Origin of the sequence: Methylobacterium sp. WL119 (assembly GCF_008039875.1) — a bacterium.
Taxonomy (GTDB): domain Bacteria; phylum Pseudomonadota; class Alphaproteobacteria; order Rhizobiales; family Beijerinckiaceae; genus Methylobacterium.
In genome coordinates this window covers 38,210-61,172 of sequence record NZ_VRUU01000020.1, presented here as the reverse complement: position 1 = coordinate 61,172, position 22,963 = coordinate 38,210, and the positions used below count along the sequence as shown (strand labels likewise).

27 protein-coding genes are annotated in these 22,963 nt (G+C 74.4%); 7 read left to right on the top strand and 20 right to left on the bottom strand.

The genetic code is table 11. The features are described from left to right. Positions 1-228 precede the first annotated feature (228 nt). From FV227_RS10615 to FV227_RS10570, 10 genes are all read right to left on the bottom strand, one after another. Positions 229-684 carry a peptidase P60 gene (locus FV227_RS10615; RefSeq protein WP_147858897.1) on the bottom strand — a complete coding sequence of 152 codons (456 nt, stop codon included), beginning with the start codon at positions 682-684 and terminating at the stop codon, positions 229-231. Positions 685-695: 11 nt separating this feature from the next. After that, the gene (locus FV227_RS10610; protein ID WP_147858896.1) at positions 696-1,556 is read right to left on the bottom strand and encodes a DUF2163 domain-containing protein; all 861 of its coding nucleotides are present in this window, start codon (positions 1,554-1,556) and stop codon (positions 696-698) included. Positions 1,557-1,569: 13 nt separating this feature from the next. Continuing rightward, positions 1,570-2,211, bottom strand: a complete 642-nt coding sequence (locus tag FV227_RS10605) for a DUF2460 domain-containing protein (protein ID WP_147728937.1) — start codon at positions 2,209-2,211, stop codon at positions 1,570-1,572. Positions 2,212-2,225: 14 nt separating this feature from the next. Further along, a complete protein-coding gene (locus FV227_RS10600; RefSeq protein ID WP_147858895.1) occupies positions 2,226-2,801 on the bottom strand; it encodes a phage tail tape measure protein in 576 nt (191 codons plus the stop codon). A 27-nt stretch (positions 2,802-2,828) separates the two neighbouring features. After that, positions 2,829-3,014: a phage tail assembly chaperone gene (locus tag FV227_RS10595; RefSeq protein WP_147858894.1), complete on the bottom strand. Its 186-nt coding sequence runs from the start codon at positions 3,012-3,014 to the stop codon at positions 2,829-2,831. 29 nt (positions 3,015-3,043) lie between these two features. Then, positions 3,044-3,367, bottom strand: coding sequence for a gene transfer agent family protein (locus tag FV227_RS10590; protein ID WP_147858893.1), 324 nt, complete (start codon positions 3,365-3,367; stop codon positions 3,044-3,046). A 202-nt stretch (positions 3,368-3,569) separates the two neighbouring features. Next, entirely contained in the window at positions 3,570-3,980 is a 411-nt protein-coding gene (locus tag FV227_RS10585; RefSeq protein ID WP_147858892.1) for a phage major tail protein, TP901-1 family, read from the bottom strand. Continuing rightward, entirely contained in the window at positions 3,977-4,432 is a 456-nt protein-coding gene (locus tag FV227_RS10580) for a DUF3168 domain-containing protein (protein WP_147858891.1), read from the bottom strand. Before FV227_RS10580 ends, FV227_RS10585 begins: the two co-directional genes overlap by 4 nt. Then, entirely contained in the window at positions 4,429-4,776 is a 348-nt protein-coding gene (locus FV227_RS10575; protein ID WP_147858890.1) for a head-tail adaptor protein, read from the bottom strand. Before FV227_RS10575 ends, FV227_RS10580 begins: the two co-directional genes overlap by 4 nt. 63 nt (positions 4,777-4,839) lie before the next feature. After that, a complete protein-coding gene (locus tag FV227_RS10570; RefSeq protein WP_147858889.1) occupies positions 4,840-5,397 on the bottom strand; it encodes a phage head-tail connector protein in 558 nt (185 codons plus the stop codon). Between the two features lie 36 nt (positions 5,398-5,433). Here FV227_RS10570 and FV227_RS10565 point away from each other — a divergent pair, with 36 nt between their 5' ends. The 3 genes from FV227_RS10565 (at position 5,434) to FV227_RS10555 (ending at position 7,917) form a co-directional block, all read left to right on the top strand. Beyond that, the gene (locus tag FV227_RS10565; RefSeq protein WP_147858888.1) at positions 5,434-6,177 is read left to right on the top strand and encodes a S1 family peptidase; all 744 of its coding nucleotides are present in this window, start codon (positions 5,434-5,436) and stop codon (positions 6,175-6,177) included. A 107-nt stretch (positions 6,178-6,284) separates the two neighbouring features. Further along, positions 6,285-7,160, top strand: a complete 876-nt coding sequence (locus tag FV227_RS10560; protein WP_147729721.1) for a trypsin-like serine protease — start codon at positions 6,285-6,287, stop codon at positions 7,158-7,160. Between the two features lie 181 nt (positions 7,161-7,341). Next, positions 7,342-7,917, top strand: coding sequence for a PAS domain-containing protein (locus tag FV227_RS10555; protein WP_147858887.1), 576 nt, complete (start codon positions 7,342-7,344; stop codon positions 7,915-7,917). A gap of 54 nt (positions 7,918-7,971) precedes the next feature. On the opposite strand, the gene FV227_RS10550 is transcribed toward FV227_RS10555, so the two are convergent. The 5 genes from FV227_RS10550 to FV227_RS28940 all read right to left on the bottom strand — a co-directional run bounded on the left by FV227_RS10550 (position 7,972) and on the right by FV227_RS28940 (position 12,951). After that, positions 7,972-9,255, bottom strand: coding sequence for a phage major capsid protein (locus FV227_RS10550; protein ID WP_147858886.1), 1,284 nt, complete (start codon positions 9,253-9,255; stop codon positions 7,972-7,974). Between the two features lie 85 nt (positions 9,256-9,340). Further along, positions 9,341-9,829, bottom strand: coding sequence for an HK97 family phage prohead protease (locus tag FV227_RS10545; protein ID WP_147858885.1), 489 nt, complete (start codon positions 9,827-9,829; stop codon positions 9,341-9,343). A 47-nt stretch (positions 9,830-9,876) separates the two neighbouring features. After that, entirely contained in the window at positions 9,877-11,049 is a 1,173-nt protein-coding gene (locus FV227_RS10540; RefSeq protein ID WP_147729415.1) for a phage portal protein, read from the bottom strand. Positions 11,050-11,147: 98 nt separating this feature from the next. Continuing rightward, positions 11,148-12,425 (bottom strand): terminase family protein, encoded by a 1,278-nt coding sequence (locus tag FV227_RS10535; RefSeq protein ID WP_147858884.1) that lies wholly within the window; start codon positions 12,423-12,425, stop codon positions 11,148-11,150. Next, positions 12,370-12,951 (bottom strand): hypothetical protein, encoded by a 582-nt coding sequence (locus tag FV227_RS28940; protein ID WP_187274749.1) that lies wholly within the window; start codon positions 12,949-12,951, stop codon positions 12,370-12,372. Before FV227_RS28940 ends, FV227_RS10535 begins: the two co-directional genes overlap by 56 nt. Before the next feature lie 185 nt (positions 12,952-13,136). Between FV227_RS28940 and FV227_RS10525 the strand changes: the two genes are divergently transcribed. Together FV227_RS10525 and FV227_RS10520 are read left to right on the top strand one after the other, a co-directional pair. Continuing rightward, a complete protein-coding gene (locus tag FV227_RS10525) occupies positions 13,137-14,447 on the top strand; it encodes a leucine-rich repeat-containing protein kinase family protein (protein WP_147858883.1) in 1,311 nt (436 codons plus the stop codon). A 320-nt stretch (positions 14,448-14,767) separates the two neighbouring features. Further along, the gene (locus FV227_RS10520; protein WP_147858882.1) at positions 14,768-15,157 is read left to right on the top strand and encodes a hypothetical protein; all 390 of its coding nucleotides are present in this window, start codon (positions 14,768-14,770) and stop codon (positions 15,155-15,157) included. 33 nt (positions 15,158-15,190) lie between these two features. Here FV227_RS10520 and FV227_RS10515 read toward each other — a convergent pair whose 3' ends face one another. The 3 genes from FV227_RS10515 to FV227_RS10505 all read right to left on the bottom strand — a co-directional run bounded on the left by FV227_RS10515 (position 15,191) and on the right by FV227_RS10505 (position 19,030). Beyond that, the gene (locus FV227_RS10515) at positions 15,191-15,550 is read right to left on the bottom strand and encodes an STAS/SEC14 domain-containing protein (protein WP_147729390.1); all 360 of its coding nucleotides are present in this window, start codon (positions 15,548-15,550) and stop codon (positions 15,191-15,193) included. 80 nt (positions 15,551-15,630) lie between these two features. Then, a complete protein-coding gene (locus FV227_RS10510) occupies positions 15,631-17,799 on the bottom strand; it encodes a primosomal protein N' (protein WP_147858881.1) in 2,169 nt (722 codons plus the stop codon). Between the two features lie 64 nt (positions 17,800-17,863). Then, positions 17,864-19,030, bottom strand: coding sequence for an MFS transporter (locus FV227_RS10505; RefSeq protein WP_147858880.1), 1,167 nt, complete (start codon positions 19,028-19,030; stop codon positions 17,864-17,866). Positions 19,031-19,239: 209 nt separating this feature from the next. Between FV227_RS10505 and FV227_RS10500 the strand changes: the two genes are divergently transcribed. Then, positions 19,240-19,638, top strand: coding sequence for a DUF3775 domain-containing protein (locus FV227_RS10500; RefSeq protein ID WP_147725621.1), 399 nt, complete (start codon positions 19,240-19,242; stop codon positions 19,636-19,638). A gap of 91 nt (positions 19,639-19,729) precedes the next feature. Here FV227_RS10500 and rlmN read toward each other — a convergent pair whose 3' ends face one another. Further along, positions 19,730-21,049, bottom strand: a complete 1,320-nt coding sequence (gene rlmN / locus FV227_RS10495; protein WP_147725622.1) for a 23S rRNA (adenine(2503)-C(2))-methyltransferase RlmN — start codon at positions 21,047-21,049, stop codon at positions 19,730-19,732. A 270-nt stretch (positions 21,050-21,319) separates the two neighbouring features. Between rlmN and FV227_RS10490 the strand changes: the two genes are divergently transcribed. Beyond that, the gene (locus tag FV227_RS10490; RefSeq protein ID WP_147725623.1) at positions 21,320-22,411 is read left to right on the top strand and encodes an alkene reductase; all 1,092 of its coding nucleotides are present in this window, start codon (positions 21,320-21,322) and stop codon (positions 22,409-22,411) included. On the opposite strand, the gene FV227_RS29770 is transcribed toward FV227_RS10490, so the two are convergent. After that, positions 22,378-22,863, bottom strand: coding sequence for a hypothetical protein (locus FV227_RS29770; RefSeq protein WP_246686514.1), 486 nt, complete (start codon positions 22,861-22,863; stop codon positions 22,378-22,380). The genes FV227_RS10490 and FV227_RS29770 overlap by 34 nt on opposite strands. Positions 22,864-22,963 lie beyond the last annotated feature (100 nt).

Sequence of the window (22,963 nt, the reverse complement as noted above, 5' to 3'; positions counted from 1 at the left end):
CCCGCCCGACCACGCTCCCGATCGGCCCGCCGAGCGCGGTCCCGACCGCCGCCCCCGCCGTGGACAGGATCAGCGTGGCCATGGCGAGCTCCGGGGCTTCAGTCTCGATGGGATTGCGCTTCAATCGAAAATCGCAGCGCAAGTGCTTCCCTCCCCTCTCTGCAGGGGAGGAACAGGGCTAGACTCCGAGGCGAACCGGCTCCTGGAGACTTCCCGCGCGCCACGCCCTCACCCCGCCCCCGGGAAACGGAACACCCCGACCAGGTGCCGCCGCCACCACGGCGTGAAGGCCACCTCCGTCACCGCGGCGCGGTCGTGGGCGTGGATCATCCCGGCCTGCGTGGCGATGGCGCAGTGGCGGGCGGGCAGGTGCGCGCGGAAGGCGAAGAGCAGCACCTCGCCCGGCGCCGGCCCGTGGCGCGCGAGGTCGGCCGCGACCGGGACGAGGTGGCGGGCGGCGGCCTCCGTCAGCGGGTCGGTGCCGGGGGCTGCCGATTCCGCCCAGGTGCCGGAATAGGGCGGCGGCGCCTCGGGCTCGTCGCCCAGAAGGCCGCGCCAGACGCCGCGCAGCAGGCCGAGGCAGTCGCAGCCGACGCCGATCAGCGAGGCCTGGTGCCGGTAGGGCGTGCCGAGCCAGAGCCGGGCCTCGGCCGCGACCGCGGCACCGTCGAGCGGGTCGCGCATGGGGCGTCCTTTCAGCGGAACAGCGAGCCGCCGTCGAGGCCGGGACCCGCGCCGGGAGCGTAGCGCACGACGAAATCGTTGCCCGGCATGTGCGGGAAGCCCTGGAAGTTCAGGGCGTTCGCGAAGATGCCGCGGCAGGTGGCGAGGCGCTTGTCGCAGCCGGCGACGAGGGTGAAGGCGTCGCCCGGCGCGATGCCGCGCGGCGGCGCCTCCCACAACTCGATCAGGGTGCCGAGATGCGTGCGCACGTCGCCGGACAGGCCGGCATTGGCGCCCGCGGTCCAGCTCAGGCGGCCGCCGCTGAACAGCCCGTCGGCGAAGGTGCCCGCGACCGCCGCGGACAAGGTGCCGGGCTCCGGCAGGCCGTCGACCGTGCCGTCGGTGCGGAACCGCGTGACGTCGACGCCGCAGCGGGCGTCGCCGAGGTCGGCGCCGCAGGTGGCGCGGTAGCTGCGGCCGCGCTCGGCGTCGAGCCGGTCGGCCAGGCCCCGCACCTCCGCGACGAAGGCGTCGCCCGCCCGGCGGATCTCGCCGAGCGTGCCGACGTCGAGCAGCAGGCGGGTGTCCGGGTCGGTCCAGTCCACCAGCCAGGTCTCGATCCCGGCGCCGTCGTAGAGGCCGCCGGCGATGTCGGCCTCGGTCAGCCCGAGGCTCGCGAGCGCGCCGGAGACGGCGAAGCCGAGCTCGGCCGCGGCTTCGGCCGCTTCCAGCCCGGTGCGGGCGGCGTAGGTCAGGCCCGCCACGGCGAGGTCGCGGTCGTGGTCGGTGAAGCCGAGGGCGACGCCGTCGCGGCGGCGCAGGGCCCAGCATCGGCAGAGGGTGGTGACCCCGCCGGCGCGGTGGGCGGCGAAGGCGGGCGGCAGGTCGCGCATGGTTCCGAACTCCCTACGGCACGATCTCGACGAGCGGCACCTTCGGGATCTCGCCCGCGGCGAAGGCTTCGAGGTTGACGACGAGGTCGTCGGTGTCGAACCGGACCGGCACGTCGAAGGCGAAGCCTGCGGTGATCACGGCGCCGGCCGCCGGCACCGAGCCGGCGCCGAACACGACCAGCCCGGTCGCGGGATCGCAGGCGAAGCCCGCGGCCGCCACCTCGATCCCGGCGACCGCCACCCGCACGCTCCCCGCGACCGGCTTGGCGATCGTCCGCCGGTAGGGCGTCGGCCCGGCACCGTAGGTCTTCGCCAGAGGGAAGGCGGCGGTCGCGCCGTCGCCGATGCCGAGGCGCTGGTCGGTCGGCGTTGGCACCCGGCCCGGCGGCCCGGAGCGGAAATCGGCCCGGTCGCGGTAGCGGAAGCCGTAGAGCCGCCCGCGCCGCTCCTCGAAGAAGCCCAGAACCGCATGGAGCGTGTCGAGCGAGCGGATGCCGAAGCCGGCATCGTAGCGCCGGCGCGAATCGGCCCAGCGGCTGTTGCGGTGCTCCCGCCCCGAGGCCAGCGTGACGATCTCGGTCAGCCGGCTCGGGCCGCCGCTGCCGCGCAGCGCCACGTCGAGGGGAAAGGACACCTCGTGGAAATCGTCCGGCATCGGTCCTCCTCCGATCATAGCGCCCGCTGGCCGCGCGCCACGGCGCGGGCGAGGCTCGCGGTCACCTGCGCCTCGGACTTGCGGAACGAGGTTGCGTCCGGCGTGGCGATGTTGACGGTGACCGCGACGGGCCGGCCGCCCGATCCGGCGCCGACCCCGAGGCGGCCGTCGGGGCCGCGGCGCAGCGGCAGGATCGCCTCGGGGCCGGCCTCTCCCATCAGGCCGGTGCCGCCGCTCATCGGGAAGTAGGTCGGCGCCGCGACGACCCCGCCGCCGGCGAAGGCCCGCACCCGGCCGCCCTGAAGCACGCCGCCGCGGGCGAACGCCGCGTCCGCCCCCACGCTCGAGCCGAGCAGGCCGTCGACCAGGCCGGTGAGGCCGGTGCGGACCGGCTTGAGCGCGGCCTGGACCGCCGCCCCGGCGAGCCGCGTGCCCAGCGATCCGAGCACCCCGTCGAGCTGCCGCCCGGAGCTGAGGCTTCGGGTCAGGGCCGTCGACAGGCTCTGCCCGAAGCGCTGGGCGAGCTTGTCCAGGGTGTCGAGCTGCTTGATGCGGGCGGCGTTCGCCCGGTCGAGGTCGGTCTCCGCCATGGTGGCCTCCAGCGACGCGGACCGGCGTCAGGTTGCGTCCGGATGGTCGGCGATCAGCCGCGCCAGCCCGTCGCGGCCGAGCGCTCCGCCCCCGGTGCGGAGACCGGCGGCGGCGAGCAGCTCGCGCGGCGTGGCGCGCCAGAAATCGCGCGGGCGCCAGCGCAGGCGCCCGAGCCCGAGCGCCAGCGCGTCGTCCCACGGGAAGGCGGGCATCGGGCCCGGCGCGCTCCCGCCCGTGGGGCTCAAGGGTCCGCGGGCGGTTCCCCGAAGGCGGCGACGAGGGCCTCGCCGAGGGCGCCGGCGAGGGGCTCCAGGCCGCCGGCCAGCGGCAGGGCGGCGACCGCCGCGTCGTCGAGGGCGTGGCCGCCGCCCCGGAGCGCCGCGCCCAGCAGCGCGATCAGGTCGCGCGCCGCGAGCCGGCCAGAGGAAAAGCGCTCGGCCAGGCCGACGAGGTCACCCGCCTGCAGCGCGGCCTCGAGTTCCGCCAGGGCGCCGAGCGTCAGGCAGAGGGTGTAGCGGGTGCCGCCGAGATCGAGCGGCACCTCGCCGCGCCTGCGGTTGACCATGAAGGGGTTCTCCTGGGTGGCCTTCGACCGGAACCGGCCGAAGGCGTCCGCCGCACCGGCGGCGGCGCGCGGTCGCGCTTGCTTCCCGAGGTCGGGATGCTCGTCTTGGTGGCCTTCGACCGGAACCGGCCGAAGGCGTCCGCCGCACTGGCGGCGGCGCGCGGTCGCGCTCCCCAACCGGCGTCGGGATGCCCGTGCCGGCTCAGAGCGCGGTGAAGGCGATGGCGCCGGCCGATTCCAGGCTCATGTCGAAGGTGACCTCGCCGGCATGATCCCCGCGGTATTCCAGCGCCGTGATCTGGAACGGCCCCTCGAGGGTGCCGAAGGCGGGCACCACCACCTGGAAGGTCTCGATGACCCCGTCGAAGAACACCTGCCGCAGGCGCAGGTCGGAGGCCTCGTCGCGGAACACGCCGGAGCCCGAGATCGCGGCCCGGCGCGCGCCGGCACCGGCGAGGAGCTCGCGCCAGCGCCCGGCGGAATCGGCGTTGGTGACGTCGATGGCCTCGGCGTTGAACGCGATCTGGCGGGCGCGCAGGCCCGCCACCGCGACGAAGCCGCCGGCGCCGTTGCCGGCGCGGACCAACAGGTCCTTCCCCTTCTGAGCGGTCATGTCGGGTTCCTTTCGGTGACGGCCTGGAGCGTGAGGACGGCGCGGGCCTCGCCGGTGCGCTCGTCGCGCCGCGTGGCGATGGCCTGGACACGCAGGGTCACGAGGGCGTGGCCGGTGAGCGCCAGGGCCGGATCGGCGACGAGGAGCGACATCCGCTCGGCGGCGTCGAGCGCGGTGCGGACCGAGCCGGGCCGGGCGAAGACCACGAGCGCGTGGCTGTGCTGGTGGCGGACGGCGCCGTCGACGGAATCGTCGCGGATCTCGGCGTCGCCGAACAGGGCGTAGACCGGCTGCGCGCCGGCCGGCGGCTCGTCGTAGAGCCGGAACGTGCCCCCCATCAGCCGGGCGAGCGCGGCATCGGTGGAGAACCGCGCGATGAGCGCCGCGCGCAGGGCGAGGAGCGGGCTCGGCGCCGGCGGGGCGAGGGCCGTGCCGGGCGATGCGTCGGTCATGGGCTCGCCTCCGACAGGGCCTCGACGTGGCAGACGAGGTCGCGGCCGCGCTCGTCCGGATCGACGATCGTCCGGATGGCGAAGCGGCGCGGGCCGGCGGCGAGCCGCATCGCCGGCGTGAGCCCGGTGCGCCCCCGCAGGGTGATGCGGTGGGTCGCGACGCTGTCGTCGCGCCCGCCGCGGAGGCGCTCGACGGCGCCGACCAGCTCGATCGCCCCCCACAGCACCGGCCCGGCGACGTAGCGCCGGAGGATGCCGCCGAACCCGTCGGGCTCGTCCACCGGCAGCTCCAGCACGAGCCGGCGCCGGCGCGTGCCGATCGCCCGCGGAACGGTGTCGGGCATGGTGGCCTCCGGGGTACGGGACATCGCGAAGCGGGTTCGGGCGAGCGCGTCCGGCGGCGCGGATCACAGCCGCAGCCGGCGGAACGGCGCGGTCGCCGACGCGAGGTCGGCCCCGTCCGAGAAGGCGTCGTCGCCGCGGTGCTCGTACCGGGCGGCGGCCCGCCGCAGCACGGCGAGCCTCAGCGGCGGCGGGATCGGAGGCCCGTCGCCGCCGTATCCGGCCACGAGATCGACCAGCACGGCGCGCCCGGCCGCATCGGGGATCGCGGCGAAGAGCAGGCCCGGCGCCTCGATCCGGTCGGCGGCGAGGCTCGCCGAGCCCGCGGCGAATTCGGCGATGCCGCCATCCGCTGCGGAGAACCCGGCGCGCACCAGGGCGACGAGGGGGCTCAGCGGCACCGGCACGCGCCCGTCCGCGGGCAGCCGGTCCAGCACCATCCGCCAGGTGCCGGGCACGAGGATGCGCCGGGTCTCGGCCTCGACCTCGCTGCGGGCGGCCGCGATCAGGCCGGCGAGCAGGTCGTCCTCGGTGGCGTCGTCCGGGTCGAGGCGCAGGTAGCCGCGCAGCTCGGGCACGCTCACCGGCTCGACGACGGCGCCGGCCACGCGTATCGGCATCATCGCGCATCTCCATGAAGCGTGGATCGAGGGGTCTCGATGGTGTTCGGACAGCGCGTTCCCCGCCCGGCCGCGATCGGCCTGGCGTGGCTCGCGACCCTGGCGTGGGCCGGCGGGCCGGCGCATGCCGTGGTCGGCGGCGCCGAGGCGACGCCCGAGGGCGCGGTGATGGTGCTGTCGTCGAAGGGCGGGGTCTGCTCCGCCGTGGTGGTGGCGCCGGACACGGTGCTCACCGCCGGCCATTGCGCCGGCGCGGGCCTCGAGCACCGCGTCCATTTCCGCGACGCGTCCGGGCAGCCGGTCCTCGTCGAGGTCGCGGCCCGGGCGGTCCATCCGGGCTACGATGCCGGGGCGATCGCCGGCCGGCGGCGCTCGATCGACCTCGCGCTGCTGCGCACGGCGACGCCGCTGCCGCCGCGCTTTTCCCCGGCGACGTTCAGCACCGCGAGCCCGCGGGCCGGCGAGACGCTGACGCTGGCCGGCTACGGCGCCGAGCGGCCCGGCGACCCGCGCTCGACCGGCACCTTCCGCAGCGTCGCCCTGCCGGTGATCGAGCCCTACGGCCCGAGCCGCATCCTGGTCTGGCTCAAGGCAGCGGGCCGCGCCGGCGGCTGCCAGGGCGATTCCGGCGGCCCGGTCTCGGACGCGGCTGGCGTCGTCGCCGTCACCGCCTGGATCGGCGGCGCCTGCGGTGGCCTGACCCAGGCCGTCCGCGTCGCGCCGCAGCGCGACTGGCTCGACCGCACGCTCGCCGGCTGGGACCGGACGGCGCGCTGGCACTGAGCCGGCGGTCCCGCCGGCCCCGAGGAACCGAACCTTGGCCGACGGATTGCTTTACGTTAGGCTTCAGTCCCACCTGCCGAGAGCGCCCTCGGCCCCCGGAGAGAACGATGCTCGCCACTGTGCTCCGCGGCGCCCTGCTCGGCGGCCTGTCCGTCGGCCTCCTCGGCTCGCTGCCGGCACCGGCTTCGGCCGTGATCAACGGCGAGGTGACCCGCGACCCGAACGGCACGCGCAACTTCGTGGTGCGGATCGAGAGCACCCAGGGCGAGATCTGCTCGGGCACGCTGATCGCGCCCGATCTCGTGCTGACCGCAGCCCATTGCGTGATGCAGCCGGCCAGCTACAGCATCGTGGCGGTCGACCGCGGCTTCCGCCAGCGCCGCGTCTCGGTGATCGCCGCCTCAATGCATCCCGAATTCGTCCCCGGCACCACGCCGGAGGACCAGCCGGGCGTCGACCTCGCCCTGCTCAAGCTCGAGCAGCCGCTCGGCACGGACTACGCGCCCCTCGATCCGCGCGGCGCCGGCTCGATCGGCAACGGCGACGCGGTCGACATCGCCGGCTTCGGCGTCGTCGCCGAGAACCGCCGCAACACCGCCCGCACCCTGCGCCAGGCGCACCTCGTCTCGATCGGGTCGCTGCAGGTCGCCAACCGCGTCACCGTCGTCACCGACCGCCGCCGCATGGCCGAGACCGCCGGCGCCGGCGCCTGCCTCGGCGATTCCGGCGGCCCGATCCTGTCGGGCGGCCCCGGCGGCTACCAGATCGTCGGCGTGGTGAGCTGGTCGAGCGGGGCGATGCGCCAGGACGCCCGCCGCCGCACCGCCTGCGGCGGGTTCACGGCGGTGACGCCGGTGGCCGAGCACACCGGGTGGATCGCGGCACGCTCGGCCGAGCTTTCCCGGATCGAGGTCGGCCAGGCGATGCCGGCCGGCCGTGGCAACCGCTCGGATTGGATGGCCCGGCCCGGGCGCAACCGCTGAACCCTGACCCGAACCGGAATTTGCAGAAGGACCAGGTTTCACGTGCGGTCGCGCGATCGTCGCCCGTGCATCTGGTCGATTGCATTTTCAATTCAGTGAATGATACCGCTTGATGCGATGGCGCCGACGCATCCGGCCTCAACCGGAACGCGATGCGGCTTCGCTCCCGGGAGCATCGCTCATGTTCGACGGCTCGACACCCGCCACGCCCTCGCTCGCCTCGGCGCTCATCGCCTTCGGGTTCGTCGGCGCCTGGGAGACGAACGTCGCGGCCGGGCGCTCGGTCCTCGACGAGGGCGCCTGCGACGTGATGGCGGGCGACGCGTCGCTCGCCGGCAAGCCCCTCACGCTAGACGAGTCGCTCGCGCGCATCCACCCGGAGGATCGCGACTGGGTGTTCGACCGGATCAGGCAGGTGCGCGAGACCGGCGGTTCGTTCTCCGCCGACTTCCGGATCGTCACGGAAGGCGGCGACATCCGCTGGATCCGCAACCGCGGCCACGTGACCCGGACGGAGACCGGCATGCACGGCCACGGCGCCTTCTTCGACGTCACCGACACGCGCGCGAAGCTCGACGTCCTGCCCCGGCCGAAGCTTCGCCTGCTGCCCCCGGCCGATCCGCTGGAGCAGGCCGCCGACCAGATCCTGGCCGCCCGCGTGGCGTTCGACCGGACCGGGCAGAAGCGCCTGCGCACCCTCGTCGATACGCTGCTGCTAGAGGTGGGCCGCGCCCTGGCACGGCGCCAGGGCGCGTGAGGCCGGCCCGGGGCGGGCCGTCGACGCGGGCGGGGACGCCGCCCGCGGCCCGGATCAGGCGAACTTCAGCAGCTTGATCGCGGCGAAGTCCTGCACGCCGCCGCCGACGCGCTTGGTGGTGTAGAACAGCACGTAGGGCTTGGCGGAATACGGGTCGCGCAGCACCCGCAGGCCGGTGCGGTCGACCACGAGGTAGCCGCGGCGGAAATCGCCGAAGGCGAGCGCGAGGCTGCCGGCGGCGATGTCGGGCATCGCCTCGGCCTCCGTCACCGGGAAGCCGAGCAGGGTCGCGGCCCGGTCCGAGGCGGTCGGCGGCAGCCAGAGATAGTTGCCCTCGTTGTCCTTGAACTTGCGGATCGCGCTCTGCGTGCGCCGGCTCATCACGAAGCCGGCGTTCTGGCGGTAGCCGGCCTTGAGGCCGTAGACGAGGTCGAACAGCACGTCGGCCGGGTTCGCCGCCGGGAAGGCGCCGGCCGTGCCGGTGCCGACGATCCCGATCTTGCCCGGCACCCAGGCGTCGTTGCCCACGGTGTCGTAGCTGAGGAAGCCGCGCGGGCGGCTGACGCCGTTGCCGGTGACGAAGGCGACGCTCTCCTGCTCGGAGAACGCGGTCTCGACCTCGTCGGCGAGCCAGGCGTCGATGTCGACCACGGCGTCGTCGAGCAGGGTCTGGGTCGCGGCCGGCATGGCGTAGAGCTCCATCGCCGGGAAGTTCAGCTCCGACAGCACCGGCCCGTCGGTGGCCGGGCGCGGCGCGGTCTCGGCGATCCAGCCGGCGATTGGGGCGCCGGTCGCCACCGCGCGCTTGTACTGGCCGCCCGAGATGGTGCGGACGCTGGCGATGGCACGGATCGGCGACAGGTCGGCTAGGCGCTTGAGCACCTCGCGCTCGATGGTCTGCGGCACGAGGTAGCCGCCGTCCGGGCCGGATCCGGCCAAGAGCGCCTTGGCCTCCAGGCTCTTCAGGCCGCCGCTCTCGCCGGCGCGGACGTAGAGGTCGAACGCCGTCTTGTGCTCGTCGGCGGCCGCATCGCGCGGCTGCTCGGGCCGGCCGAGCGGCGGGCGGGCGCGGTCCAGGGTGATCCGGTCGAGGCGCGTCCGAGCACTGTCCAGCGCCGCATCGATCCGCGCGAGCTTCTCCTCGGTGAGCACGTCGGGCCCGAGCCGGCCCTCGATCTGGGCGAGCCGGGTGTCGTTGGTCTCCTTGAAGGCCTCGAAGGCCTGGGTCAGCCCGTCGAAGGCGTCCCGCGCGGTGCCCGGCTCGGCGCCGGGCCGCCCGGCCTTGTTCTCCAGCAGCACGCGATCGGACTTGGTCTCGAAGGTCTCGTGACGGGTCATGTGAGCCTCACCGTTGGAATGAAAAGTTACGCGCGGATCCCTCCCCCTCTGCGGGGGAGGGAAGAACGTGGGCGCCCGCCGCCTCTCACCACCCGGCGGGGGTGGCGGAGCGCCCGGCGGCACGCACCGGCGCGAGGCGCCGGGCGAAGGCGCGCAGTTCCGCCGGCAGCGGGGCGTTCGCGACGCGCGCCCCCGGCTGCAGCGGGAAGGTCACCAGGGAGATCTCCCAGAGATCCACCGCGTGCAGTTGCCGAAAGCCGCCGCGCGGGCGCGCCTCCAGGGTGCGGAAGCCGATCGACAGACCGTCGAGGGCGCCGTCCCGCATCAGCGCGTCGATCTCGCGCGCCCGCTGCACCGCGAGGTTGAGGCGACCCTCGACGCGCAGGCCGCGCCCATCCTCGGCGAGCGCCTGCCAGCGCCCGATCGGCTCGGCGGGATCGTGCTGCCACAGCATCCGCACGCCGGCGGCGCCGCGCTGCCGCAGGCTCGCGGCGAAGGCCCCCGCCTGCACGATGTCGCGCCCGAGGTCGGGCACGCCGAACAGGCTGGCATAGCCGGTGAAGTGGCCGTCCATGGCGGTCTCCCGTGGCGGGCAGGGAAAGATCGGGCTGCGCCGGAGCCTCAGGCCCCGGGCTCCGGGGCTTCGGGCGGGTAGCCCACCGCCGCGCGCTTCTCGGCCTTCGTCAGGAAGTCGGCCGCCTGCACCCGACGCCACAGCGACTCGCGCTCGCTGGCCAGCGCCTCGATCGCGTCGAGATCCGGCTCGAGGCGGACGTCGCCGAAGGCCGGCGCGAGCCAGTGCGCGAGCGCCTCCGCCGTGCGGCGGGCGAGCGGCACCAGGGTCTGGCGGTAGAAGGCGCGGTTGGCCTCGGCGTAGTTGGCGTGGGTGTTGTCGCCCGGAAGCCCGAGGAGCAGCGGCGGCACGCCGAAGGCCAGGGCGATCTCGCGCGCGGCCGCGGCCTTCGCCTCGACGAAGTCCATCTCCTTGGGCGACAGCGCCAGCGGCTTCCAGTCGAGCCCGCCTTCGAGCAGCAGCGGCCGCCCGGCATTGCCGGCGCCCTGGTAGTTCGCCTCCAGCTCGGCTTTCAGCCGCACGAACTGCGCCTCGCTCAAGCTCGCCCCGGCACCGGCGAAGACCAGCGCGCCGGAGGGGCGCGCCGCGTTGTCGAGCAGCGCCTTGTTCCAGGCCCCGGCCGCGTTGTGGATGTCGAGGGAGATCGCGGCCGCCTCCATCGGCGACAGGCCGTAATGGTCGTCGGTGGGGTGGAACAGGGCGAGATGCAGGATCGGCGGCACGGCGCCGGACTCGTCGTAGGCGACGCGGCGGCCGCCGACCTCGTAGACGTAGCCGGCCGGCCAGCCGTCGGGCCCCGGCACCACCCGCATCCGGTCGGGGCGCAGCGCGAACAGGGCGCGCGGGATCCCGTCGAGCGACACCGCCTCGAGATAGGCGTTCCCGGACACCATCAGGTGCCCGTACAGGGTCTCCAGCAGGCGGGTGCTGCCCTCGCGCGGGTTCGGCCGCGCCAGCAGCGCGGCGATCGGGTGGTCGGCCGCCTCCGCGCCGGTGACGACCAGCGGGATCGACGCGGCGCCCTCGGCGACGAGCCGCACGGCGCGGTGGACCACGGCGTTGCGCTGGTAGCCCTCGCGGGCGAGCGCGGTGCCGTCGCGCGCGGTCCAGACGGCGCGGGCGTCCCCGTAGAGGGCGACGCTCGGCCCGGAGAGCGGGGCCGCCTTCACGGCCGGCACGTAGCCGGCGGCCCGCGCCAGCCTCGTCAGCAGGGTCGGCATCGGGCGCCTCCTCGAGATGCGTGTTGTCCGACGCCTCATGGGTCGAAACCCATGAGGCCCGGCGGATGGCCGCCGCCCCGCAGTCGCGTGGGCCGGCATCAGAAGCTGCGGATGCGCGGCTCGGCGCGGGGCGCGAGCAGCAGGTGCGTCACCGCCCAGACCAGGGCGTCGAGGCGGTCGGGCGAGGCGCCGGACGAGAGCCCGTCCGCCCCGAAATCGCACAGCTCGTCCTCGAGCGCCGGCAGCGCCCCGACGTGGCGGACGCGCGCTTGCGCGTAGAGCAGCGAGACCGGCTCGGCCCGCAGGTATTTTCCCCGTGTGGCGCGCACCGGGGTCACCGGCACCGCCGGATCGCACTGGGCGAGCACGGCGGTGGCCATCTCGCCGCCCTGGTTGACCTCGACCACGAGCCCGTCGGCGCCGAGGCGGTGGTAGAGCGCGAGCGCGGCGTTGGCCCAGGCCTGCGGGCTGGCGCGCGCCACCGTCGCGTCGGCGAGCACGTAGGCGGTCTCGCCCAACGCCCCGACCGCGACGATCCCGCAGGCATCGGCCGAGCGGCCTGAGCTCGCCGGCGGGTCGACCGCGACGACGATGCGGGACAGATCGGGTGCCGCGGCGACGCGGGCCGCCTCGATCGTCTCGCGCGTCCACAGGGCGTCGGCCCGGTCGTCGATCAGCTCGCCGTCGAGCTCCTGCCGCCCGAGGCGGGTGCCGGCGTAGCGCCCGACCACCGCCTCCAGGAAGGCGGGGGCGAGGTTTCGGGCGTTGTCGGCGGTGCGGGCCTTCGTGACCACGCAGCGCGGGTCGGCGATCAGCCGGCGGATCAGCGGGATCGGCCGCGGCGTGGTGGTGACGAGGTTGCGCGGGCGGGCGCCCAGCCGCAGCCCGAATTGCAGCATGTCGAAGGCGGCATCCGGCCGGCGCCACTTGGCGATCTCGTCCGACCACGCCGCGCCGAATTGTGGGCCGCGCAGGGAATCCGGCTCCTCGGCCGAGAACGCCGACGCCACCGCCCCGTTCGCCCACTCGACCCGGCGCCGGCTCGGCGACCAGCGCGGGCGGCTGCCGCGCTCGGGCAGCCCGAGCAGGCCCGACGGGCCCTCGACCATCACGTCGCGCACGTCGGCGAAGGTCTCGCCGACGAGCGCGATCCGGCCGATCGCCCTGTCGGTGAAGGCCGGGTCGCCGCGGGCGAGCGCGTCGACCCACTCCGCCCCCGTCCGCGTCTTGCCGCAGCCGCGGCCGCCGATCACCGCCCAGGTGGTCCAGTCGTCCTCCCAGGGCGGCGGAAGCTGGTCGGGCCGCGCCTGGTGCAGCCAGTCAAGCGCCAGCGCCCGGAGGAGCGGCGGCGGCAGGCTCGCCAGAAAGGCGGCCATCCGGCCGGTCGCCGCGGCATCCTCCATAGCGGCGCGCGATCTCCGCGCGGAGGCCCGGAAGGTCGAGGGCGGAAGGGGTTCGGCCGTCGCCATCGCCCTCCCCTTCGCTAGCGGGATCGTCGGCGGCGAGGTCGTCGAGCAGGCGCTTGAGGCCCCCGAGATCGCGCAGGGTCCGCGCGGAATCGATCACCGCCGCCCCCTCGCCGCGCAGAGCCGCATCGAACGTCGCGATCTGCCGGCCGATATGCGCACGCAGCCGCCGCCGCAGCACCGGGAGGTCGGCGGGCACGCGCACCGGATCGCCGCACCGTTCGAGGGCGGCGAGATCGGCCAGGATGTCGTCGGTCCCGCGCGGGCGGACCGGGCACGTCCGCGCCCATCCGCGATCGCGCATCCAGCCCGTCACGGTCGTCTGCGGGAGCCCGGCGGCGGCGGCGATCCGCGCGAGGCTGGCCTCGCCGTGCCGCACCAGCCGTTCCACGGCGGCGACGACCTCCGGTGGGACGGCCCCGGTTGCGCTGCCCATCCGCCGCCTCCCGAGACCGTCTCGTCACACTTCTGGAGCGTGCGGTTCTTATGCCGGAGGAGCGTGCCGATGTCAAGCTCTTAATCCTGAGAACGATATTTTTTCCTTCTCTTAGGCGTTTGCTGCGGGATCCCGGTTCGTGCGACGAGGCCGGCTTCCCAGGCGGGCCGGAGCGCCGACCGACGATGCAGGACGCGACGCACGACACCCTCGACGCCCTCCGCCGGGGCGACCTTGCCGGGGCGCGCACCTTGCGCCTGCCGGCCGCCGGCCTGACCGTGCTCCCGCCCGAGATCTTCGGGCTGGCCGACACGCTGGAAGTGCTCGACCTCTCGGGCAACGCGCTCACCGCCCTCCCCGACGATCTCGGCCGCCTGACGCGGCTGCAGGTGCTGTTCTGCTCGGGCAACCCGTTCGCGACGTTGCCGCCGGTCCTGGGGGATTGCAGGGCGCTGAGCCAGGTCGGGTTTCGCGGCTGCGGCCTCGCGGAGGTGCCGGGCGAGGCGCTGCCGCCGCGCCTGCGCTGGCTGACGCTCACCGACAACAGGATCGCGCACCTGCCCGACGCGCTCGGGCACCGGCCGCGGCTGCGGAAGCTGATGCTCTCGGGCAATCGCCTGCGCAGCCTTCCGGACAGCCTGGCGGGCTGCGACGACCTCGAGCTGATCCGTCTCGCGGCCAACCGCCTCGACGCGCTGCCCGCCTGGCTTCCGGCCCTCCCCGCCCTCGCCTGGATCTCCTGGGCCGGCAACGCGTTCGAGGGCGATGCGCCGCGAGCCTCGGCCGCCCTGGTCCCGTTCGCCGACCTCGACGCGGGCGCGCTCCTCGGCGAGGGCACGTCGGGCCGGGTGCACCGCGCGCTGTGGCGCCCCGGCGGCACCGCGCCGCCGCGGCCGGTCGCGCTCAAGCTGTTCAAGGGGACGATGACAAGCGACGGCCTGCCCGAGCGGGAGATGGAGGCCTGCCTCGCGGCCGGGGCGCACCCGAACCTCACCGGCGCGCTCGGGCGGATCACCGGCCACCCGGACGGGACCGACGGGCTGCTGATGCCGCTCCTGCCGCCGGACCGGCGCGTGCTCGCCGGGCCGCCGAGCCTCGCGAGCTGCAGCCGCGACGTCTACGACCCGGCCCTGCGCCTCGCCCCGGCGGCGCTGCTGCGCCTCGTCCGCGGCCTCGCCGCGGGCCTCGCCCATCTCCACGCGCGCGGGCTGCTGCACGGCGACGTCTACGGCCACAACATCCTGTGGGACGCCGCCACCGGCGAGGCGGTGCTCAGCGATTTCGGCGCGGCCTCGGTGCTGCCCGACGGGCCGTCCGGCGTAGCCCTGCAGCGGGTCGAGGTCCGCGCCTTCGGGCTGCTGATCGGCGAGGTGCTGGACCGTGCGCCCGCCGATTTCCCGGAGGCGGCGGCCCTGCGCGATCTCGAGCGCGCCTGCGTGCAGGCGGAGGTCGGCGCGCGCCCGGCGATGGCGGAGGTGGTGCGCGCCGTCGGGTGATGACCGTGCGGCGCGCGACCGCGCGGTCGGCCACGCCCTCGATCGCGCTGAAGAGCGTCTCAAGAGCGGTCCAGCGCAGGCCATCCCGTTCAGCGAACCGGCTTGCGAAAGCGTGGCAAGGATCCGACGGGGCGCGTCCAGTCATCGCCGGCTTGCGTAAACGGTCCAGCTTGTATCCGGCGCTCGCGCGCGTCGTTATACTCTTGCCGTTTCCGTCGTTCACCTGCGCGTCACCGCACAAGATGTAGAGCCGAGGTTTGATTCCCCGGCACCCCGACGGTCCGTCCGCCGGCCGCTCCCGCTCAACAGCAAGGTCCTGAATGTCGAAGCTCACCCCGATCGCCCTCGTCGGCCTCCTCTCGGGCGCGATCCTCACGTCGGCCGCCGCCGGCGAGCCGGGGGCCTTCAACGGGACCTGGGCCGTCGATCTCGTGACCGAGAGCGGCCTGTGCGACGCGCGCTACAGCACCTCAGTCGCGATCCGCGACGGGCAGGTGCGCGCCGCGTCGGCGGCGACGGCCGCCCGGGTCAGCGGGCAGGTCGGGGCTGACGGGACGGTGGGCCTGAGCGTCTCGAACGGCGCCGCGAGCGGCGCGGCCTCGGGTCGGCTGCAGGCGCAGGGCGGGGCCGGGACCTGGAAGGTCTCGGCTTTGTGCTCCGGCCGCTGGACGGCGCGACGCAACACCACGCGCACCGCCCAGGCCGAGTAGGCGGCAGGCCGCCTCAGGACGGTTTCTCGCCGCTCAGGCGGCGGCGAGCCAGGTGCGGGCCTCGTCGAGGCGGGCGCGCTCGAACACCTTGATCTGGGCCGGCGAGACGAAGCCGAAGGTCTCGGCGACGACCTTGAGCCACTGCGCGTCGGTGACGAGCGCCACGTGGCTGATGCCCTTCATCATCGACAGGCCGAAGCGCGGGTCCTTGAAGAAGGCGGCCGGCTCCATGCCCTCGAAGGCGCGGATGTCCTCCAGCAGCTTGAGCTTGCCGCCCTTGTCGAGGTCGGCCTTCATCGCGGTCATCACCGCGTTCATCTCCTCGTCCGTGATCTTCCCGTCGACCACGATCTCGGCGACGCTGGACTCGGGCTTCTTGGTGTAGCTCAGCACGATGCGCGCTCCTGAAATGGACGCCGCCGGTCGGGACTTCGGCGGCGCCGCACCTTCCTACAAAACGCGATCCCGGTCGCCTACAAAAAGCTCTGCGGGTCGACGTCGATCGCGACGCGCACGTTGCCGCGCACCTTCGGCCCGCGCGCCAGCCAGTCGCGCAGGTAGCTCTGCAGGTCGACGTTGCGCTCGGTCTTGACCAGGAGGCGGAAGCGGTAGCGCCCGCGCACCAGCGCCAGCGGCGCCTCGGCGGGCCCGAGCACCATCACGCCGTCCGGCGGCTCGGCGGCCCGGGCCAGCGCCTGCCCGTGGGCCTCGGCCGCCGCGCGGTCGTTGGCGGAGACGATCAGCGCCGCGAGCCGCCCGAACGGCGGCAGGCCGGCCGCCTCGCGGGCGGCGATCTCCTCCTCGTAGAAGCGCTCCGAATCGCCCGACAGCAGGGCCGCGATCACGGGGTGCTCGGGCTGGTAGGTTTGCACCAGCGCGCGGCCCGGCCTTTCGCCGCGGCCGGCGCGGCCGGTCACCTGCTGCAGCAGCTGGAAGGTGCGTTCGGCCGCCCGCGGATCGCCCGAGGTCAGGCCGATATCGGCGTCGAGCACGCCGACGAGCGTCAGGTGCGGAAAGTTGTGGCCCTTGGCCACGAGCTGGGTGCCGATGACGATGTCGCATTCGCCCGCCGCCACCGCCTCGAGCTCCATCCGAAGCCGCTCGGCGCCGCCGGGAAAGTCGCTCGACAGCACGATGATCCGGCGATCCGGGAAAAGCTCGGCGGCCTCCTCCGCGATGCGCTCGACCCCGGGGCCGCAGGGGGTGAGGTTGTCGAAGGTGCCGCATTCCGTGCAGGCGTCCGGCCGGCGCTCACTGTAGCCGCACTGGTGGCAGACCAGGGCCTTGCGGAAGCGGTGCTCGACCAGCCAGGTCGAGCAGTTCCGGCACTGGTAGCGGTGGCCGCAGGCGCGGCACAGCGTCAACGGCGCGTAGCCGCGGCGGTTGAGGAACAGCAGCGCCTGCTCGCCGGCGGCGAGGTTGGCCTTCACCGCGTTGATCATCGGCGGCGACAGGAAGCGCCCGCGCTCCGGCTTGTCGAGGCGCATGTCGATCGCCTGGATGTCGGGCAGGCGGCGGCCGCCGAAGCGCTCGGGCAGCCGCACGCGCCGGTAGCGCCCGCGCTCGACGTTGACCCGCGTCTCGATCGAGGGCGTCGCCGAGGCCAGCACCACCGGGCAGCCCTCGAGCTTGGCCCGCACCACGGCCATGTCGCGGGCGTGGTAGTGCACGCCGTCCTCCTGCTTGTAGGCGCTCTCGTGCTCCTCATCGACCACGATCAGGCCGAGCTTCCGGAACGGCAGGAACAGGGCCGAGCGGGCGCCGACCACCACCCGGACCTCGCCGGCCGCGACCCCGGCGCGCAGCCGCTCGCGCCGCCGCCCGCCGATGCCGGAATGCCAGGCCGCCGGACGGACGCCGAAGCGCTGGGCGAAGCGGTCGAGAAACTGCGCCGTCAGCGCGATCTCGGGCATCAGGATCAGCGCCTGCCCGCCTGAGCGGACGCACTCCGCCACCGCCTCGAAGTAGACCTCGGTCTTGCCCGAGCCGGTGACGCCCTCGAGCAGGACGGCGCCGCTCCCGCCCGCCTCCGCGGGGGCGGCGACCAGGTCCGCGACCGCCGCGGCTTGCGCCTCCGACAGCGGCACCCGCGGGAACTCCGGATCGGGGGGGAGCGCCACCGGCTCGGGCGCGAGCGCCACCGTCTCCAGCGCGCCGTCGTCGATCAGCCCGTCGATCACCGAGAGCGAGACCTCGGCCGTCTTGGCGAGCACGCTCTTGCCCCGGATCTCGCCGTCGGCGGCGACCGCCAGAACCTTGTCCCGGGCCTTGGTCGGGCGGGCCGGGAGCTTGCCGGTGGTGCGGACGCCGACGCGGACCACCTCGGCGGCGGCCGCCTCGTCGGGCAGGCGCAGCACCATGGCGAGGGCCGAGCCCTTCGGGGCCAGGGTGTAGCGCGCGATCCAGTCCACCAGCCTGCGCAGCGGCTCGGAGAGCGGAGCCACGCCGAGATAGCCGGTGACCGGCCGCAGGTTCGAGCCGCCCGCCGTCTCCGCCACGCCCCAGACCACGCCGACCGTCTCGCGCGGCCCGAGCGGCACCTGCACCACGTCGCCCGCCGCCAGCGCCAGGCCCGCGGGCACCGCGTAGCTGTAGGCGGTGTCGATCGCGAGCGGGATCAGGATCTCGGCGACGTGCGGCATGGACCTGGGCGTTGTGTTGCGGGGACCGACGGCATGTTCCGGTTTTGTACCATGAAACGCGCCGTCACGCAGAGGTCGTGCCTTCCGACGGCGGGCGCAAGCGCGGAACGAGCGGCAGCGCGGCGAGGCTCAGCACCGCCATCGCCCAGAAGCCGCGGCCGTGGAAGGCCGAATATAGCGGACCGGACGCGAGCGTCGCCGCCGCGCCGGCGAGGCCGAGGCCGACGGTGCCGTAGAGCGCCAGCGCCGTGGCGCGGGCGGCCGGCGGCACGGTCCGCTCGATCAGCCCGAGGCAGGCGAGATGCAGGAGCGCGAAGCTCAGGCCGTGCAGGGACTGGATCGCGGCGAGCCAGGGCAGCGCCACCGTCTCGGCCTGCACCGCCCAGCGCAGCGCGCCGGCGCCGGCGGCGACCGCGAGGCCGCCCGGCAACCCGATCCGCGCCAGCAGCGGCGGGCCGGCGATCAGGAACACGAACACCTCCGCCGCCACCGCCTCGGCCCAGAGCAGGCCGGCGGCGCCCGCCCCGATGCCGGCCTCGCGCCACAGGATCATCGCGAAGGCGTCGTGCATCGCGTGCGCGCCGATCACCAGGGCCGCGACCAGCACCGTGCGGCGGAAGGCGGGAAGGCGGAGGACGTCGGCGAAGCCGATCCCGGGCGCGGCGACGGGCCCGTCGCGCGCGACGCCCGGGTCCCGCCCGGCGAGCGCCGCCGAACCGGCGGCCGCGAACAGCACCGCTCCGGCGACGAGGCCGGCCGCGAGCCCGAACCCCTGCACCAGCCAGCCGGCGGCACCGACGCCGGCGATGAAGGCGGCCGAGCCGGCGCCCCGCACCCAGCCGTAGGGAAACGCGGCGCCGCCCCGCGCCGCGGCGAGCCCGAGCACGTCGGCGAGCGGGGCCAGCGGGGCAGTCGTCACCGCGTAGGCGAGGCCGACCGCGAGGAACGGCCAGAACCCGCGCGCGGGGAGATGCCCGAGGACCGCGAGCGCGGTGAGGCCACAGGCGGCGGCGAGGATCGGGCGGGTCGCCGCGTGCCGGTCGGCGGAGCGCCCGGCGAGCGGGCCCGCCACGAGCCGCACCAGGGTCGCAGCGGCGAGCAGGATCGCGATCCGCTCCGGGGGCAGGCCGCCCGCGGCGAGCACGTTCGGCAGGATCGGCGAGATGCAGCCGTAGGCGCCGTAGAGCGCGGCGTAGAGCGCGAGGCAGCCGACGAGCCCGTCCCGCTTCATCCCCCGCCTCCGCGCGTGCCCGCCCCGGCGACAGCGTAGCACCGCGTGGCGCCGCGACGTGCGCGCATCTTCACGGGCGCCGCGGAGCGAACGGGCGGCGAAATCCGACCGCGCGGGCGCACGACGGCGCCGGGCCGGGCGAACCGGCATCGCTCTCGCCAGTTGTCGCAGCTTCAGGCCCCCGACGGGACCGCCAACCGGAGCTCGACATGGACATCGCCCCCGATACGGTCACCGAGATCATCCTGCGCCTGCGCGCGGTCGAGGTGAAGGAGGGCGCGACCGATCCGGATTCCGGCTCCAACGCCATCGACGACGGCGCCACCGACGTGCTCACCTCCGGCACCGACGACGCCACCGAATCGGAGCTGCGCGGCATGATCGCCGGCCTCAACGACGACGAGCGCGCCGACCTGCTGGCGCTGCTCTATGTCGGCCGCGGCGACATGGAGCCGGAGGAATGGGCCGACGCGGTCCGCTTCGCCCGCGAGCGCGAAGGCGCCGGCGACGGCGCGGTGAAGACGCTGCTCGGCACGCCGGATGCTGGCGACCTCCTGGAGGAGGGCATGGACGCCCTCGGCATCACGCCGGACCTGCCGCAGGGCTGACCGAGGCCGGCTCCCCCTCCCCCCTCTGCGGGGGAGGGAAGAGACGGTTACCTCTGCCAGAAGGCCCACACCGGAGAGGCGCCGGGCCCCCTCATTCCTCGCCGTCGTGAAGGGCGTAGAAGCCCTGGGCCGAGACCGCGCCGGCCGCGTCGCCGCCCGCGTCGAGCAGCATGCGCTCGCGGGCGCGCAGCTTCTCGGTCTCGCTCTTGAGCTGGCCGCAGGCGGCGAGGATGTCGCGGCCGCGCGGGGTCCGCACCGGCGAGGCGTAGCCGGCGTCGAACACGATCTCGGAGAAGCGCTCGATCCGCTCCCAGTCCGAGCATTCGTACCGGCTGCCGGGCCAGGGGTTGAACGGGATCAGGTTGATCTTGGCCGGGATGCCCTTGAGCAGCCGCACCAGCTCGCGCGCGTCGCCGTCGGTGTCGTTGACGCCTTTCAGCATCACGTACTCGAAGGTGATGCGGCGGGCGTTGTTGAGGCCGGGATATTCGCGGCAGGCGCGCATCAGCTCGGCGATCGGGTATTTGCGGTTCAGCGGCACCAGTTCGTCGCGGAGCTCGTCGCGCACGGCGTGGAGCGAGATCGCCAGCATCGCGTGCGCCTCCTCGCCGAGCCGCCGGATCTGCGGCACGACGCCGGAGGTCGACACCGTGATGCGCCGGCGCGACAGCGCGAGCCCCTCCGGGTCCGACATCGTCGCCACCGCGTCGACGACGTTCTCCAGATTGTAGAGCGGCTCGCCCATGCCCATGAACACGATGTTGGTGACGAGCCGCCCGACCTCGCCGCTGCCCGAGGCGTCGCGCGACGGGATCAGGCCGGGCCAGTCGCCGAGCGCGTCGCGGGCGACGACGAGCTGGGCGGTGATCTCGGCCGCCGACAGGTTGCGCACCAGGCGCTGCGTGCCGGTATGGCAGAACGAGCAGGTCAGCGTGCAGCCGACCTGGGACGAGACGCAGAGCGTGCCGCGGTCGGGCCCCGGAATGTAGACGCACTCGATCTCGGCGCCGCGGTTGTGGTCGTGCCGGCCGGTCGGGGCCATGCGCAGCAGCCACTTGCGGGTGCCGTCGCGCGAGACCTGCTGGCTGACCACCTCGGGCCGGTCGAGGGTGTAGGCGGCGGCGAGCTGCGCCCGCAGCGCCTTGCCGACGTTGGTCATCTGGTCGAAGTCCTGCGCGCCGCGGACGTTGAGCCAGTTCCAGAGCTGGCCCGAGCGCATCTTGCTCTCGCGCTCGCCGACGCCGACGGCGAGCAGGCGCTCCTTCAGCGCCGCCCGCGGCAGGCCGACGAGCGAACTGCGCTGCCCGGGCACCGCCGCGGGTGCCGGCTCGGGCCGGAACTCGGGCGCCTTCTCGATGCCGGAGAAATCGCTGCCCGCGCGCCGGGCGGTGTCGAACGACGCCGTCGCCATGTTCTTGCAAAGACCTTGGAAATGAGGCGTCGAGCTATACGCGATCCGCGGCACGAACGCGAATGCGCGCCCGTCATGCCCGCTCCCTGCATGCCCGGATCCTGTGATCCGGGGAGCGGAGGGAAGGCCGCCCGCGACACCATGTGCGCCCGCGCACCCCGGCAGGGTCGCCCATGCGTCCAGTGCCTTGCGGGCGGCATCGTTCCCGCCACCTATGCGTCACACGGGGTGCGGCGTGCCGCCCCCACCCCATCCAAACACGGGAAGCCCATGCCTTCACTGCTCGATCCGATCCGCGTCGGTGCCATCGACGCGAAGAACCGCATCTGGATGGCGCCGCTGACGCGGGGACGCGCCACCCGCGAGCACGTGCCCACCCCCTTGATGATCGAATACTACGCCCAGCGCGCGAGCGCCGGCGTGATCCTCACCGAGGCGACCGGCATCAGCCAGGAGGGGCTCGGCTGGCCCTACGCCCCGGGGATCTGGAACGCGGCGCAGGTCGAGGCCTGGAAGCCGATCGTCAAGGCGGTGCACGACAAGGGCGGCCGCATCGTCTGCCAGATCTGGCACATGGGCCGCCTCGTCCACCCGGACTTCCTCGACGGCGCCGCGCCGATCTCGTCCTCGGCCACGACCGCGCCCGACGACGCGCACACCTACGCCGGCAAGAAGCCCTATGCCGAGGCGCGCGCCCTGCCGGTCGAGGAGATCCCGCGGCTGCTCGAGGATTACCGCAACGCCACCCGCAACGCGCTGGCCGCCGGCTTCGACGGCGTGCAGATCCACGCCGCCAACGGCTACCTGATCGACGAATTCCTGCGCGACGGCACCAACCACCGCACCGACGCCTACGGCGGCTCGATCGAGAACCGCGTGCGCCTGCTGCGCGAGGTCACGCAGGCCGTGGCCGAGGTCGCCGGCAAGGACCGCACCGGCGTGCGCCTGTCGCCCAACGGCGCGATCCAGGGCGCCAACGATTCCGATCCCGAGCCGCTGTTCGTGGCCGCGGCGAAGGCCCTGTCGGAACTCGGCATCGCCTTCTTAGAGATGCGCGAGCCCGGCCCGAACGGCACCTTCGGCAAGGCCGACCATCCGCCGATCGCCCCGGCGATGAAGCGGGTGTTCGACGGCGCGCTGATCCTCAACGCCGACTACGACGGCCGCAGCGGCCAGGCGGCGCTCGATGCCGGCGAGGCCGACGCGATCGCCTACGGCCGGACGTTCATCGCCAACCCGGACCTGCCCGCGCGCATCGCCGCCGACGCCCCGCTCCAGAAGGACGTGGCCGCGACCTGGTACAGCCAGGGCCCGGAGGGCTACGTGGACTATCCGACGCTCGACGCCGCGAAGGCGGCCTGAGGCGACTCCCGCGGCCCGCTCCCGTCCCTCGTCGGGGTGCGGGCCGCGAACGCGCCCACGAACGGGCGCTCGCGACCCGCTTCGAACGAAACCGGCGCTTCGTCCGTTCCCGAACCTAGGCGCGGCGGCGCAAGCCGCCTATCTCTGGCTCGGGAATTCGGGAGCTGCCGATTACGATCGCGAGCCAGACGCGTGCGACCGAACGAGAGCGCTGGAACGAGGCCGAGCGGCTCGCGGAGCTTCGCGCGCTGCGGATCCTCAATACCGAACCGGACCCGGCCTATGACGACCTCGCGCGGATCGCCGCCCTGGTCTGCGCCGTTCCGGTCTCGCTGATCGGCTTCGTCGATGCGCATCGGCAGTGGTTCAAGGCCGAGATCGGCTACGGCGAGCGCGAGACCGGCATCGACCGCTCGGTCTGCGTCCACGCCCTCCAGGCCGACGATTCGCACGCCGACGGGCTGTTCGTCATCACCGACCTGACCGTCGATCCCCGCACCCGCGACAACCCGGCGATCCGGGCCGAGAACGGGTTCCGCTTCTACGCCGCGG

Coding starts and splice junctions, on each gene's coding strand:
- FV227_RS10505 (WP_147858880.1), bottom strand. CDS start 19,030: ATGAAGCGGGACGGGCTCGTCGGCTGCCTCGCGCTCTACGCCGCGCTC.
- rlmN (WP_147725622.1), bottom strand. CDS start 21,049: ATGGCGACGGCGTCGTTCGACACCGCCCGGCGCGCGGGCAGCGATTTC.
- FV227_RS10595 (WP_147858894.1), bottom strand. CDS start 3,014: ATGCCCGCCTTCCCGTGGGACGACGCGCTGGCGCTCGGGCTCGGGCGC.
- FV227_RS10585 (WP_147858892.1), bottom strand. CDS start 3,980: ATGACCGCTCAGAAGGGGAAGGACCTGTTGGTCCGCGCCGGCAACGGC.
- FV227_RS10565 (WP_147858888.1), top strand. CDS start 5,434: ATGGTGTTCGGACAGCGCGTTCCCCGCCCGGCCGCGATCGGCCTGGCG.
- FV227_RS10600 (WP_147858895.1), bottom strand. CDS start 2,801: ATGGCGGAGACCGACCTCGACCGGGCGAACGCCGCCCGCATCAAGCAG.
- FV227_RS10490 (WP_147725623.1), top strand. CDS start 21,320: ATGCCTTCACTGCTCGATCCGATCCGCGTCGGTGCCATCGACGCGAAG.
- FV227_RS10605 (WP_147728937.1), bottom strand. CDS start 2,211: ATGCCGGACGATTTCCACGAGGTGTCCTTTCCCCTCGACGTGGCGCTG.
- FV227_RS10540 (WP_147729415.1), bottom strand. CDS start 11,049: ATGCCGACCCTGCTGACGAGGCTGGCGCGGGCCGCCGGCTACGTGCCG.
- FV227_RS10500 (WP_147725621.1), top strand. CDS start 19,240: ATGGACATCGCCCCCGATACGGTCACCGAGATCATCCTGCGCCTGCGC.
- FV227_RS10560 (WP_147729721.1), top strand. CDS start 6,285: ATGCTCGCCACTGTGCTCCGCGGCGCCCTGCTCGGCGGCCTGTCCGTC.
- FV227_RS10580 (WP_147858891.1), bottom strand. CDS start 4,432: ATGACCGACGCATCGCCCGGCACGGCCCTCGCCCCGCCGGCGCCGAGC.
- FV227_RS28940 (WP_187274749.1), bottom strand. CDS start 12,951: ATGGGCAGCGCAACCGGGGCCGTCCCACCGGAGGTCGTCGCCGCCGTG.
- FV227_RS10525 (WP_147858883.1), top strand. CDS start 13,137: ATGCAGGACGCGACGCACGACACCCTCGACGCCCTCCGCCGGGGCGAC.
- FV227_RS10570 (WP_147858889.1), bottom strand. CDS start 5,397: ATGATGCCGATACGCGTGGCCGGCGCCGTCGTCGAGCCGGTGAGCGTG.
- FV227_RS10520 (WP_147858882.1), top strand. CDS start 14,768: ATGTCGAAGCTCACCCCGATCGCCCTCGTCGGCCTCCTCTCGGGCGCG.
- FV227_RS10590 (WP_147858893.1), bottom strand. CDS start 3,367: ATGGTCAACCGCAGGCGCGGCGAGGTGCCGCTCGATCTCGGCGGCACC.
- FV227_RS10575 (WP_147858890.1), bottom strand. CDS start 4,776: ATGCCCGACACCGTTCCGCGGGCGATCGGCACGCGCCGGCGCCGGCTC.
- FV227_RS10550 (WP_147858886.1), bottom strand. CDS start 9,255: ATGACCCGTCACGAGACCTTCGAGACCAAGTCCGATCGCGTGCTGCTG.
- FV227_RS10615 (WP_147858897.1), bottom strand. CDS start 684: ATGCGCGACCCGCTCGACGGTGCCGCGGTCGCGGCCGAGGCCCGGCTC.
- FV227_RS10510 (WP_147858881.1), bottom strand. CDS start 17,799: ATGCCGCACGTCGCCGAGATCCTGATCCCGCTCGCGATCGACACCGCC.
- FV227_RS10545 (WP_147858885.1), bottom strand. CDS start 9,829: ATGGACGGCCACTTCACCGGCTATGCCAGCCTGTTCGGCGTGCCCGAC.
- FV227_RS10555 (WP_147858887.1), top strand. CDS start 7,342: ATGTTCGACGGCTCGACACCCGCCACGCCCTCGCTCGCCTCGGCGCTC.
- FV227_RS10610 (WP_147858896.1), bottom strand. CDS start 1,556: ATGCGCGACCTGCCGCCCGCCTTCGCCGCCCACCGCGCCGGCGGGGTC.
- FV227_RS10535 (WP_147858884.1), bottom strand. CDS start 12,425: ATGGCCGCCTTTCTGGCGAGCCTGCCGCCGCCGCTCCTCCGGGCGCTG.